The organism is Chryseobacterium camelliae (assembly GCF_002770595.1).
Taxonomy (GTDB): Bacteria; Bacteroidota; Bacteroidia; order Flavobacteriales; family Weeksellaceae; genus Chryseobacterium; species Chryseobacterium camelliae.
Window position 1 is genome coordinate 2,698,357 of record NZ_CP022986.1, and the last position, 13,643, is coordinate 2,711,999.

Consider the following 13,643-nt stretch of genomic DNA (forward strand, 5'->3'; position numbering starts at 1 on the left):
CTATCTTTTCAGTCCGACAAAACCATACAGGATAATACATCCGGCAGCATAGCAGGCAATATCGATCCACGAAAAGGAATTGCCGATGACAGTATACATTATGCTGCCGGGTCTGAATCCCAGGCGTTCAGCAATATTAAAGTATTGTGCCGTCTCAATCATGCATGAGAATATAAAAATACCTAAGATCAGCCTGGCTTCATCCATCCATGCAAAGCTGCGAACGAATGCATACAGAAGCATAACCACCAGTACATCTCCCAGGTAAGCCCTGATGAAAAAAATGTCTTTTAACACAGTGGCAATGAGTACCTCAACCAGAAAAATCAGGATAGCCGCAATACCATAGCGGTAATTGAATTGTACAGACATTATAAAGCTATTTACCGGTTATCCTCCGATCATTTTCTTGATTGAATTCAGCTTCATCAAAGCCTCAATCGGGGTCAGGGTATTGATGTCTATTTTTGTCAGCTCTTCACGGATATTTTCCAGCACCGGATCATCAAGCTGGAAAAACGAAAGCTGCATATTTTCTTCCGTAACCCTTTTAATGGTATCTGAAGATGAACTTCCGCCCTGGCTGCGGCTTGATTCCAGGGTTTTTAAAATTTCATTGGCCCGGTTCACCACCTTGGATGGCATCCCGGCCAGTTTGGCAACATGGATACCGAAGCTGTGCTCGCTTCCCCCCGGAACCAGCTTCCTGAGGAAAATAATATTCCCCTTATTCTCCTGGATAGAAACATGGAAGTTTTTTACCCGTTCAAAATTCACCGTCATTTCATTCAGTTCATGGTAGTGCGTGGCAAATAAGGTTTTAGCCTGCGTAGGATGCTGATGGAGGTATTCTGCGATGGCCCATGCGATGGAAACGCCGTCGTAGGTAGAAGTTCCTCGGCCGATTTCATCCAGCAGGATCAGGCTCCTGTCGGAAATGTTGTTGAGGATATTGGCGGCTTCATTCATCTCCACCATGAACGTAGATTCACCGGCAGAAATATTATCCGTAGCTCCCACTCTGGTAAAAATCTTATCCAAGACCCCGATCTCAGCATGCTTTGCCGGAACAAAGCTTCCGATCTGAGCCAGTAAGCAGACAATCGCGGTCTGGCGGAGAATGGCCGATTTACCGGCCATGTTCGGTCCGGTCACCATAATGATCTGTTGGGTATCCTTGTCCAGGAATATATCGTTCGGAATATATTTTTCACCCAGGGGAAGCGCATTTTCAATAATCGGGTGCCGGGCTTCTTTCAGGTCGATAGCAAAGCTTTCGTTCAGTACCGGTCTCGTATAGCTTTCAGACACGGCCAGCTCTGAAAAACCTACGGCTACATCGAGCTGTGCAATGATGCCCGAGTTTTCCTGAATCTGGTCAATGTACACCATCGTTTCAGAGCACACTTTTCTGTACAGCTCATTTTCAAGGACTCCTATCTTTTCTTCTGCCCCGAGGATCTGGTTTTCGTATTCTTTCAGCTCTTCAGTAATATACCGTTCTGCATTCACCAGCGTCTGTTTTCTCACCCAGTCATCCGGAACTTTGTCCTTATGGGTATTCCGTACCTCAATATAATATCCGAAAACATTGTTGAAATCGATTTTAAGGCTGGTAATCCCTGTTCGTTCCACTTCGCGCTGGCACATTTCGTCCAGGAAGCCGCGTCCCTTACTCTGAAGGTTCCTCAGGTGGTCAAGCTCCTCAGAAATACCTTCCTTAAGGATGTTGCCTTTCGCAATGCTTACCGGCAGTTCTTCGTTAAGGTGATCCTGCAGGAAAGTAATCAGTTGCTCCAGGTCGTATAGAGGTTCCAGCCATGCCAGTACATCAGCATGCGGATGCAGCAGCCCTTTGATCTTATGAATATTAATCAGGCTCTGGCGGAGATAACCCAATTCTTTGGGAGACAGCTTTTCAGCAGCCAGTTTTCCCATAAGCCGGTCCAGATCGGAAATTGACTTCAGCAATTGCCCTATGTCATATTTGAGCTGGTCATGCTCGTTCAGGAAGTCAATCAGCGCAAGCCTTCTGCCGATCTCATGCACGGATTTCAGCGGAAGGATGATCCTTCTCCTGAGCAGCCTTCCTCCCATAGGAGTGCAGGTTTTATCTATAATATCCAACAGTGATTTTCCCTGCGGGTGGCTCGGATATACGATTTCAAGATTCCTCAGCGTAAAGTGGTCCATCATCAGGTAATCATCCTGAGGAATGATGCAGATTTTAGTAATATGCGAAAGCAGTTTGTGGTGGGTATCTTCTACCAGATAGGCGAATATCGCTCCGGCAGCCGTGATGGCAAGCGGCAGATGATCTACCCCAAACCCTTTCAGTGACTGGGTTTTAAAATGACCGGTCAGCTTTTCGTAGGCGAATGTATGCTGATAGGCCCAGTCCTCAAGCTTAAAGGCACTCCTGCTTTTCAGCTGGTCCGGCATCTGGACACTGCGCTGGTAAATAATCTCGCTGGGATCGAATGTACTGACAATATGCAGCAATTTATCCAGGTTGCCTTCGCTCACCAGGAACTCCCCGGTAGAGACATCCACAAGGGCAATCCCGTATTTTTCTTTTTCTTTGTGAAGAGAGAGCAGGAAATTATTCTTTTTTGAATTTAGGACCTGATCGTTGAATGTAACGCCGGGTGTCACCAGTTCCGTTACGCCTCTTTTTACGATCCCTTTCACCATTTTCGGATCTTCCAGCTGATCACAGATGGCAACCCGCATTCCTGCCCGCACGAGTTTCGGAAGGTAGGAATCTATGGAGTGATGAGGGAATCCAGCCAGCTCTACATGTCCTTCACCATTATTTCTTTTGGTCAGTACAATGCCCAGGATCCGGGAGGTTTTAACGGCATCCTGCCCGAAAGTTTCATAGAAATCCCCTACCCTGAAAAGCAGAAGCGCATCAGGATATTTTGCCTTGATGGTGTTGTACTGCGTCATGAGCGGGGTCTCTTTCTTCGTTTTTGCCATTAAAATATGTCTTAAAATTGGGACGGTAAAAGTATGAAATAAAAATAAAAGCAGTAAGGGCTTTGCACAAACTAGTTCATCCTACGTGATGAACAGGCATCTGGCAGTATACGCATTGTATCCGAAGGAATTTATACAGAATGTTTCTTCAGCGCCTCGGCGCTCTTCTGATGTGCCCACTGCTGTTTATAATTTACCCACCGGGCTTTGAAAATCCGGCGCATCAGCTTATCCGTATACCTCATGATGAAAACGTGGTAGAGCATATTCAGGAAAACACCCGGCTGACTCGGGAGTGCCCTGAGCGACATCGAAAAACCGGGTTCCAGATACCTGTTGAAGTGCCAGAATCCTCCGGGAATGAATAAGGCATCTCCGTGTTCCATGAAAATTTCAAAGCCCTTCGCATGTTTCAGGGCGGGAAATTTCTGATAATCGGGATTTTCGTAATCAATATCGTAGACTGTATGTACGGACAGTGGTACCTTATATAAAAATGCAGACTGTTTCTGGTCAAACAGAAGGATCCTTTTCTTTCCCTGAAAATGAATATGGATAAAATCCCCAAGGTCCACATCGTAATGCATGAGCACCCGGGCTTCGCTTCCTCCGAAAAACAAAGTCGGCAGGCGCTTGAAAAATCTCATTCCGAGATCAGGATAGGTGAAGTTTTTGAGCAGTTCCGGCAGACGGTCGGTAATGATATAAAAGAAAATACGCAGGTCCGATGGTTTGCTTGTGATCCTATCGATATAATCACGCATTTTCATGTGCGTAACCGGTGCATCAGAACTTTTGGAAGCATCTGCGGGCTTGTTATCATATAAAGGTACTTCCTGATCTCCCGCTTTTTCCCGGATAAAATCAAAGTTCCACTGATCGAACGCCTCCCATCGGCTGGCAAAATTCCTGATCAGGAGCGGCCTGTGCTTTTTAAAATAATTTTTCTGAAAATCTTCTTTACTGATATCCGTTACAGTATCTACGTTTTCAAGGATCATTTGGTGTTATTTTTTAATGCGAATAAAAATACAGTTTTTTTGAATTTCAGAAAAATTTTCATCACGAAATCACTTATCATCTTTCACTGTACTGTATGAACCTCAATGAAAAATACACCACAAAGCCATGATGGTTCCACCAAAAAACAGTAGTGCACAGCCCTATGGACTTTTAAACTTTTTTTTCCTGCTCCATGAATGTGCATCATGTCCGCTGGGCTATTTTCTCCCTTTCTGAAATGGCCCTTCCTCTAATATCCCATCTTTTTTCTGGAGAGAAAAAGAAGAATCTACAGAATGTCTTACGGTTTGCCATAAAGAAGATATATGATGAAAACATTTATATTTGTACACCAATTACCATTATGAGGGCTTATAATACCAAGAATTTCCTGAAAATCCTGTTCAGCTTACATAAAAGCGACACCCTGAAAATCCTGTTTCCTACGATGATCCTGGTAGGACTGTATTCTTACGGAATTGCCTATCTGGAACTGGAATACCTTCATCTTAACTCAAAATCCAAAGTGAGCAATGTGGGCCTTATCCATTCCTTATTAGGGTTTGTGCTTTCGCTGTTGCTCGTATTCAGGACCAATACGGCGTATGACCGCTGGTGGGAAGGCCGTAAGTTATGGGGAAAACTGGTCAATGATTCCAGAAATTTCGCTATTAAAATAACCATTCTTCTTGAAGGACACCCTAAAGATATCCAACAGATTGCACGGTACCTGAAGTTTTTCCCTCACTTTCTGGCCAAACACCTGTCGAAGGAATCTACCAGGCTCGCCCTTGATGAAGATTATTCCGAAATCGAAAAATCTTTAAAGCAGCATGGCCCCAGCGAAATCATTATGCTCCTTTCTCACAAACTGAATCAGCTGAAAAAAGAAGGTAAGATCTCGGATGTGGAGATGATCTACCTGGACACCCAGCTTTCCGGCTTCCTGGATGTCTGCGGGGCCTGCGAACGGATTAAAAACACTCCAATCCCCTATTCCTATTCATCATTTGTGAAAAAATTCATCATCCTTTACGTGATGGCCCTGCCGGTAGCGTACGTCATCAATATAGGGCTTTTTATGATTCCGCTGACGGTTTTCGTATATTACGTCCTGATGAGCCTTGAACTGATTGCAGAAGAAATTGAGGATCCTTTTAACAATGATGAAAATGACATCCCGATGGAAACCATCGCACAGAATATTGAAAAAAACGTCCATCAGATTATGGATACAAAATAATCCGCTGTAAAATCCGATTGATTAATAGGATCGTACATATTATAAACCACACATAAATCAAAAGAAAAGTATTTTGGTACAGAAATTAAAGCTGGAGGAACTGAACAGGATCGATGTAGAGACCTTCAAAAAGACGGATAAGATTCCGTTGACCGTTGTTTTAGACAATATCAGGAGCATGCACAATGTAGGAGCCACATTCAGGACGGCTGATGCTTTCCTTATTGAAAAGATTATTCTCTGCGGCATTACCCCGCAGCCGCCGCACCGGGAGATCCATAAGGCCGCGCTGGGTGCTACGGAAAGTGTAGACTGGATATATGAAAAGGATATTGTAACCGCAGTTAATGATCTGAAAAACTCAGGCTATAGCGTGATCGGTGTGGAACAGACCACCAGCAGCAGGATGATTTCTGATTTTGAGATCGATAAAAGCCGAAAATATGCGGTGGTGTTAGGAAACGAAGTAGACGGCATCAGTGATGAAGCCCTTCAGCACATGGATGTGTTTATTGAGATTCCGCAGCTGGGAACAAAGCATTCACTCAATGTAAGTGTGTGCGGAGGAATTGTGATGTGGGAATTTGCCAAAGCCCTGAAATAAAAAAACTGCATATGTCTTTGTGAGACAGTGCAGTTTGAAATAAATCTAATAAAAAGTAAAAATGAAAGGCTACAAAGGTAATTCTTTTTACATCACAAACCAATTTTAACCGTACTTTTTTTTCTTTCCTAGGAAAAAAAAGTACGGTATCCGGAAATAATTTTATTTTATTTTTTATAAATTAGCATCATGTTTATCAAGGATTATATCTCAAAAGATTTCCCGTGTTTCAACTTCACTGATTCCATAGAATCAGCAAGAAATACATTAGAGGACTTCGGATATTCCCATATTTTCATTAAAAAATCCAATCTTTTTTACGGAGCTATTGCCAAGGACTTCCTGTATGAGGAAGACGGCCTCCTGAAAGGACTGGAGCATCAGATCGAACGGTTCGCGATCCTTGAGGATCATAATATTATGGACAGCATCCGGCTGTTCCATACGTTCAGTGCGAATGTGATCCCGGTGATCAATAAGAATGAAAAATACCTGGGCTATATCTGCTGTGACGATATTTTCCAGGACCTGTCCAAGTATCCGCTGTTTTCTGAATCGGGAGCCATTCTCACGGTAGAAACCCCGGCCAGAAAGTATTCCATGACGGAGATTGCCAATATTGTGGAAAGCAATAATTCCAAGTTTTACGGTGGATTTATCAGCTTTATGTCTGACGAGGTCATTCATGTCACCATTAAGATCAGCAACGAAAACCTGTCATCGGTGGATGCTACTTTTGACCGGTATGATTACAGGATCGTAGAAAAGTATTATTCCGACGATAAATCGGATCTTTTTAAGGACCGGTTCGGATTTTTCCAAAAATTTATAGAAATATAGCATGAAGGCAGCCATATACTCTCAGAAAAAAGATCTCGATACCTTTTTATATCTGAGCAAGTTTATTTCAGAACTTGAAAACAGAGGAGTAAAATCAGTTTTATATGATGAAATGGCTGAAGCACTTCAGTTCTCGAAAATCTTTGAGACCTTTACAGGCAAACAGGACCTGATTGATAAGGAAGTGGACCTTTTCTTTACCTTCGGGGGCGACGGGACTATTGTCAACTCCCTTATTTTCGTGGAAGACCTGGAGATTCCGATTGTCGGGGTTAATACCGGCCGGCTCGGTTTCCTGGCAAGCTTTACCAAAGAAGAGGCGTTCAATGAACTGGACTCCATCCTGAAAGGCAATGTAAAGACCAGCAGAAGAGCGGTTATCGAAGTTATTTCGGAAGGCCTTGAAGGGATTTTCCCGTATGCACTGAATGATGTTACTATTTCCAGGAAGGAAACCACTTCCATGATCACTGTGGATTCTTACATCAACAATGAATTCCTCAATGTGTTCTGGGGCGACGGCGTAATCATTTCAACACCTACAGGTTCTACCGCATACTCCCTGAGCTGTGGCGGACCGATTATCTCGCCCAATAACGAAAATTTCGTTATCACCCCTATTGCACCCCATAACTTGAATGTAAGGCCGCTGATCGTTAATGATAAGGTGGAAATCAAATTCAGGGTGGAAAGCCGGGTACCGCAATACTCCCTTTCACTGGATTCCAGGCTGATCCATATAGAAACGGATAAGGAAATCATCATCAAAAAAGCGGCCTTCCAGATCCTCCTGGTACAGCCCAACAACCTGAGCTTTTATGAAACCATCCGGCAGAAGCTGCTGTGGGGCAGAGATAAAAGAAATTAGTAATTCATCAAAATTTAGTACCTTTACAAGGTTTATTTATAATATACAATACATTCATTAAAAATTAAGATATGAGCAGAATTTTCCCGGCAGGAGTTGCCACAGGACAGTTAGTTACCGATATTTTCCAGCACGCCAAAGAAAACAGATTTGCTTTGCCTGCGGTGAACGTTATCGGATCCAGCAACGTGAACGCGGTTATGGAAACAGCTGCCAGACTGAACTCTCCTGTTATCATCCAGTTTTCGAATGGAGGAGCTGCTTTTAATGCAGGAAAAGGATTAAGCAATGAAGGGCAGAAAGCAGCCATCCTGGGTGCGATTGCCGGAGCAAAGCATATACACACGTTAGCGGAAGCTTACGGAGCAACTGTTATTTTACATACGGACCACTGTGCGAAGAAATTGCTTCCATGGATCGACGGGCTGATGGATGCGAGTGAAGAATTTTTCAAACAAACCGGAAAATCGCTCTATTCATCGCATATGCTTGACCTTTCAGAAGAGTCTTTAGAGGAAAACCTTGAGACTTCATCCAGATATTTTGAAAGAATGGCAAAGATGCAGATGACCCTGGAAGTGGAAATCGGTGTTACCGGAGGAGAAGAGGACGGTGTAGACAATTCTGACGTAGACAACTCCAAGCTGTATACTCAGCCGGAAGATGTAGCCTACACCTATGAAAAGCTGAAAGCCATTTCCGATAATTTCACGATTGCAGCAGCTTTCGGAAACGTACATGGGGTATATAAGCCGGGTAACGTGGTACTGACTCCGAAAATCCTTGACAATTCCCAGAAATATGTTCAGGAAAAGTTCGGAACTGCCGACAAGCCGGTGAATTTCGTATTCCACGGAGGATCAGGTTCCACTATTGAGGAGATCAGGGAAGCCATCGACTACGGAGTAATTAAAATGAATATCGATACTGACCTTCAGTTTGCGTATACAGAGGGCATCAGAGATTATATGGTGGACCATATCGATTACCTGAGAGCGCAGATCGGAAACCCTGAAGGAGAAGAAAAACCTAACAAGAAGTTCTACGACCCTAGGGTATGGGTAAGAAAAGGAGAAGAAACATTCTCTGCAAGACTGGTTAGGGCATTTGAAGATTTAAATAACGTCAACACTTTAAAATAAGAAACGGTATACTGTATTCATGCAAAGGGAATCATATCCTGCATGAATACAGTATATCATTATACATTAATACAAGCACAATGGCATTCGACTGGTTTAAAAGAAAAGCACAGAATATTACTACTTCTACAGATGAAAAGAAGGATGTTCCCAAAGGCCTCTGGCATCAGACACCATCCGGAAAGGTCGTGGAGCATGACGAGCTGAGAAGAAACAATTACGTTTCCCCGGAAGACGGATTCCATGTAAGGATCGGTAGTGCGGAATTTTTCGATATTCTTTTTGATGAAGGAAAATTTACTGAACTCGATGCAAATGTTGAGAGTATTGATATCCTGAACTTTAAAGATACCAAGCCTTACGCAGACCGGCTGAAAGAGGTAAAAGCCAAAACAAAGCTTACCGATTCCATCAGAAATGCCGTAGGAACCGTAAAAGGGACTGAAATGGTGGTTTCGTGTATGGATTTTGCCTTCATCGGAGGATCTTTAGGATCTGTAATGGGTGAAAAAATCAGGAGAGCGGTTGATTACTGTATTGAAAAGAAACTTCCGTACATGATCATCTGCCAGTCCGGAGGAGCCAGGATGCAGGAAGCAACGTATTCCCTGATGCAGCTGGCTAAAGTGCAGGCTAAGCTTGCGCAGCTTTCGGAGGCAGGGCTTTTATACATCGCTTACCTTTGTGACCCTACTTTCGGGGGAATTACCGCATCATTCGCCATGACAGCTGATATTATCATGGCTGAACCGGGTGCACTGATCGGGTTTGCCGGACCACGGGTCATCCGTGAGACCATCGGAAGAGACCTTCCGGAAGGCTTCCAGACTTCGGAATTCCTTCAGGAAAAAGGTTTTGTTGATTTCATCGTCAAGAGAACAGAAATTAAAGATGTCGTGGCCAAAACAGTTAACCTGTTAACGGTACATGCGTAACCATTAATTAAGATATTTTCGAATCTCTCTCATACCGGGAGAGATTCTTTATTTATGAGGACATTCAAGATATTTTTCAATACCATCCGAAGCATGAGCCTGAAAAAGATTTTCCGTCTTTTGTCTCTTGTGCTGCCCCATCCTTTATTCTCCGTACTCAGCTTTTATGCGACCATTAAAGCTTACGGGATTGCCCAGAAAAAGTTTCCGAAAACCGCCTCCAATAACGGCATCGGAAATTCATTCAGGCATGCGTTATGGTGCTGCCTGATCATGATGTACTGCTGTAAAATATCTTCTCCGGAAAAAGCCCTGAAATTCTGCAAAAGAATTACCGATCTGCATGAAGAGCTCTTCCCGAACAAGCCTCTGGAGACCAAAATGGACCTTCACAACAATAAAATCGGGATGGATTACTTTATGGAGCTGCTCCCTGGAACCCACCGCCAGTTTTTTGAAAAAAGCTTTTTCATAAACGGCCTGGAAAAGAAAATGAAGGACGCCAAAGTCCTGAAAAACCTGGATGACGAATTTGATGGCTTCCTGGTGTATCTGGATGAGCGATAGGCGGGAAACGGTGAATCGTGAATTTGCACCGGCAGTCAATGTTTCTCCGCAAGTGAATTTTTATAGCAACCAGAAATTGACCATTGACCCGAAGGATTTGACCATTACATTATTCTTGTCAAAACCATCTGCATACTTTGTAATCTGGAGTTTTTTTGATAAGTTTAACCCAACATAATTCAATCCGATGGTTCTCAGCAGAATTTGGTCCGCATTTATCATAGTGGCCATTGCTATCGCAAGTATAAAGTACATTTCATCAGACCACTATAAAACCATTTTCAATGATATGGTGGTAGGGAAAGGCGGCGATACGGTACAGATTGCCACACAGAAAATGACTGCCCTGTCCCCTGTCGTTCGCGACAGCCTGATGAAAAAACCTGATTTTGCAGACAGCAGGATTCATTATAAGACCGACTCTCTACAACAGGATGTAAAGATATACCGGGTGCAGGAAGCCGATGGCGTCATCGGGACATCTGAAACGGCAGTAAAAATCTGCCTCGGCCTTATTGGCATCATGGCCCTGTTCATGGGCTTTATGAGCATTGCTGAAAAAGCAGGGGGAATCAATCTCCTGAGCCGGCTGATTCAGCCTTTCTTCTCGAAACTTTTCCCTGAAATCCCTAAAAACCATCCTGCATTTGGCCATATGCTGATGAATTTCAGTGCCAATCTTCTCGGTCTGGACAATGCAGCAACGCCTTTTGGACTGAAAGCCATGGAAAGCCTGCAGACCCTGAATCCGGATAAAGACACGGCCACCAATTCACAGATCATGTTCCTGTGCCTTCATGCCGGAGGAATGACCCTGATTCCGGTTTCCATTATCGCGCTCAGATCCTCTGCCGGTTCCAAGAACCCCACTGATATTTTCCTGTACTGCATGATTGCGACCTTCACGGCAACGCTGGCAGCGATGATCATTGTCTCTTTATACCAGAAAATCAATTTATTAAAACCCGTGGTTTTAGCCTATGTCGGAGGAATTTCCGCATTGGTCGGACTTCTGGTCTGGTATTTAACAGGGCTCAGCAAAGAAAACCTGGACACGTTCAGCCAGATTTCAAGCAATGGCCTGATTCTCTTTATTTTCCTGGCGATTGTCATTGGTGCGGTTTATAAAAAGATCAATGTCTTTGAAGCCTTTGTAGACGGTGCAAAAGAAGGTTTCACCACCAGTGTGAAGATTATTCCTTATCTGGTCGGGATGCTTATCGCTATTTCGCTCCTCAGGACTTCCGGTGTTTTCGATGTGATGATTGACGGGATGAAATGGGTAGCCAATGCAGCGAATTTAGATGCCCGATTTGTTGACGGGCTTCCGACAGCACTGATCAAACCATTATCCGGATCCGGAGCACGGGGCATGATGATGGATACCATGGCGACTTTCGGGCCGGACAGCTTCCAGGGAAAACTGGCAGCCGTTCTCCAGGGAAGCTCAGATACGACGTTTTACGTGATTGCTGTCTATTTTGGGGCCGTAGCCGTAAAGAATACCCGATATACGGTTGTTGCCATGCTATTGGCCGATCTCGTCGGGATTATCACTTCCATCGCACTGGCTTATCTGTTTTTTGCATAAATCCTATGAGAATATATATACAGACTTCTGAAAACGGAGATGTTTACCATGTCAATACTTCCACAGAAGATTATTTAAACTTTTAACATCAAAAAAATTGTATGATTACCGATAAAGAATTTACACTGCGACTCATCCGTCAGCTTTCCCAGGCACTGGAAAAACTGATCCTTGACAAACCGGAAGAAAGCCTGATGCAGAAAGAACTGGATTTTGATTCTTTGATGCGGGACATTTTCAAAATGGACTTTACGGAGATTTCCTCCAAGACCAAAGAAGATCTTATCGGGATCGTTAATGAAAGGCAGGAAAGAGACCATAAAGATTACTATGAAATGCTGGGCAACCTGTTCTACTTCAAAGGAAAAGCAGAACACAATAATGATTTCCTGGATAAAGCCAAAACATTCTATGAACTGTACCTGCAGACCAGCGGTATTTTTGCCCTTCCCATCATCAACAGGATCAATGAAATAAAAAAAGCACTTGAATAAAGTGCTTTATCTTTTTAAAAGGTAATTTTATAGGATCCTGTGGAAGAAACGCTGGATTTTTCAGCTTTAACGTATTTCCGTACCCAGGAAACTGCCGTAGAACTGATGCATGGGTCAGAAGTTCCCCCGGATCTCCTCGCAGAAACCACATTTCCGGCTTTATCCACCGTATAGGCAATGGTAATGGTTCCGCTGGCAGTACAGTTATTGGCCGGCTGTGCGCCTCCCCGTCCCATGGTTCCCGGGATAAACCCGACAAGCCTCCTGTCTATTCCCACTTTGCTGTCACCGTTTCCGTCGCCTCCTAGAGGATCTCCTGCATTTCCGATGCCGTCTCCGTCACCCTGGCTTCCTGCTTTGGTCCCTCTTCCCCGGATCAGGTTTCCGATCGCTGCGGTTCCTTTGCCGTCACCGGTTCCGGTTTTGGAATTGGATGTGGTAGCGCCGGATTTTTTGGTATTTTTAGAAGCGCTGGTACTGGATGCTGATTTTTTATTCTCTTTGGATTCTTCCTTTTTAGGTACCGTGACCTTAGGATTATTTCCGGTAATGATTTTTTCCTTGGCTTCGGATTTCTTTGTTTCCGGCTGCGGTTGCGGTTCAATGGTCGTTTTCGTCTCCGGAACTGCTGTTTCCAAAGGATCAGTGGTGACTTCCTCCGTTGCGGCAGCCAAGCTTCCCGGCTGGTCGGCAGGTTCCTCTTCCCCGCTCCCGTTCCTGTTATCCCCGAAATTGACCAGCATGGTGGTGACCACTTCTTTTTCCGGTTCAGCAGGTTTGGGGGTGAGTTTATATAAAAAAACAAACAGCAGGATGGCAGACCAGATCAGGACTGAAAGCAACGCGCTCTTAATCCTGTCCTTGTTTTCCTCCTTCCTGTCTATGGTATGGCTTTTCATATAGTCTTATTTTCCGGCCTCAAGCCGTTATTTATCCTTAACGGTTGCAATGGCGATGTTAAACTTATGCTTCTCGGCAATTTCCATGGCAAAAACCACATCTTTATGCAGTGTGCTTTCGTCGGCACGTATGGTAAATGATTTATTGGTTTGCGAAGCTAGTTTATTGACGATGGCCTGCTCAAGCTCTGTTCTGCTGACCGGGACATCATCCACAAAATAAGATCCGTCCGGTTTAATGCTTACCGTAAGCGGATTCGGGATATTGTCATCCACTGCGCCCGTTTTCGGCAGCTTTACATCAATAGCGCTCTGGTTAGCAGCGGAAGAGGTGATCATAAAGAAGATCAGCATCAGAAGGATGACATCTGTCATCGCAGCTAAACTGAATTCCGGGCGTGCTTTATTTTTTCTCTGAATTTTCATCTGTTGACGGGTATTATTTAAATAATCAGACGGAACCTTGCGGTTTCATA

The 13,643-nt window shown here is 44.0% G+C and carries 14 protein-coding genes; 9 read left to right on the forward strand and 5 right to left on the reverse strand.

The window, feature by feature from the left end:
• The 3 genes from CGB83_RS12440 to CGB83_RS12450 all read right to left on the reverse strand — a co-directional run bounded on the left by CGB83_RS12440 (position 1) and on the right by CGB83_RS12450 (position 3,983).
• A complete protein-coding gene (locus CGB83_RS12440) occupies positions 1-372 on the reverse strand; it encodes a ribosomal maturation YjgA family protein (protein WP_100076073.1) in 372 nt (123 codons plus the stop codon).
• Positions 373-390: 18 nt separating this feature from the next.
• The gene (gene mutS / locus CGB83_RS12445) at positions 391-2,982 is read right to left on the reverse strand and encodes a DNA mismatch repair protein MutS (protein ID WP_100076074.1); all 2,592 of its coding nucleotides are present in this window, start codon (positions 2,980-2,982) and stop codon (positions 391-393) included.
• Positions 2,983-3,113: 131 nt separating this feature from the next.
• Positions 3,114-3,983, reverse strand: coding sequence for a cupin-like domain-containing protein (locus tag CGB83_RS12450; protein WP_100076075.1), 870 nt, complete (start codon positions 3,981-3,983; stop codon positions 3,114-3,116).
• A gap of 194 nt (positions 3,984-4,177) precedes the next feature.
• Between CGB83_RS12450 and CGB83_RS12455 the strand changes: the two genes are divergently transcribed.
• The 9 genes from CGB83_RS12455 (at position 4,178) to CGB83_RS12500 (ending at position 12,268) form a co-directional block, all read left to right on the forward strand.
• Complete coding sequence (locus tag CGB83_RS12455) at positions 4,178-5,227, forward strand: bestrophin family protein (protein WP_309870623.1); 1,050 nt, start codon at positions 4,178-4,180, stop codon at positions 5,225-5,227.
• A 73-nt stretch (positions 5,228-5,300) separates the two neighbouring features.
• Complete coding sequence (locus tag CGB83_RS12460) at positions 5,301-5,831, forward strand: RNA methyltransferase (RefSeq protein WP_100076077.1); 531 nt, start codon at positions 5,301-5,303, stop codon at positions 5,829-5,831.
• A 189-nt stretch (positions 5,832-6,020) separates the two neighbouring features.
• Positions 6,021-6,671, forward strand: a complete 651-nt coding sequence (locus CGB83_RS12465) for a CBS domain-containing protein (protein WP_100076078.1) — start codon at positions 6,021-6,023, stop codon at positions 6,669-6,671.
• Position 6,672: 1 nt separating this feature from the next.
• Positions 6,673-7,539 carry an NAD kinase gene (locus tag CGB83_RS12470; RefSeq protein ID WP_100076079.1) on the forward strand — a complete coding sequence of 289 codons (867 nt, stop codon included), beginning with the start codon at positions 6,673-6,675 and terminating at the stop codon, positions 7,537-7,539.
• Positions 7,540-7,610: 71 nt separating this feature from the next.
• Entirely contained in the window at positions 7,611-8,681 is a 1,071-nt protein-coding gene (gene fbaA, locus CGB83_RS12475) for a class II fructose-bisphosphate aldolase (protein ID WP_100076080.1), read from the forward strand.
• A gap of 80 nt (positions 8,682-8,761) precedes the next feature.
• Entirely contained in the window at positions 8,762-9,616 is an 855-nt protein-coding gene (accD, locus tag CGB83_RS12480) for an acetyl-CoA carboxylase, carboxyltransferase subunit beta (RefSeq protein WP_100076081.1), read from the forward strand.
• Between the two features lie 54 nt (positions 9,617-9,670).
• Positions 9,671-10,183 (forward strand): DUF6973 domain-containing protein, encoded by a 513-nt coding sequence (locus CGB83_RS12485; RefSeq protein WP_100076082.1) that lies wholly within the window; start codon positions 9,671-9,673, stop codon positions 10,181-10,183.
• Between the two features lie 187 nt (positions 10,184-10,370).
• Positions 10,371-11,774, forward strand: a complete 1,404-nt coding sequence (locus tag CGB83_RS12495; RefSeq protein WP_100076084.1) for a nucleoside recognition domain-containing protein — start codon at positions 10,371-10,373, stop codon at positions 11,772-11,774.
• Positions 11,775-11,875: 101 nt separating this feature from the next.
• Positions 11,876-12,268, forward strand: a complete 393-nt coding sequence (locus CGB83_RS12500; protein WP_100076085.1) for a hypothetical protein — start codon at positions 11,876-11,878, stop codon at positions 12,266-12,268.
• A 14-nt stretch (positions 12,269-12,282) separates the two neighbouring features.
• Here CGB83_RS12500 and CGB83_RS12505 read toward each other — a convergent pair whose 3' ends face one another.
• Positions 12,283-13,167, reverse strand: a complete 885-nt coding sequence (locus CGB83_RS12505) for a ferric siderophore ABC transporter substrate-binding protein (protein WP_100076086.1) — start codon at positions 13,165-13,167, stop codon at positions 12,283-12,285.
• Between the two features lie 27 nt (positions 13,168-13,194).
• Complete coding sequence (locus CGB83_RS12510) at positions 13,195-13,593, reverse strand: ExbD/TolR family protein (RefSeq protein WP_100076087.1); 399 nt, start codon at positions 13,591-13,593, stop codon at positions 13,195-13,197.
• Positions 13,594-13,643 lie beyond the last annotated feature (50 nt).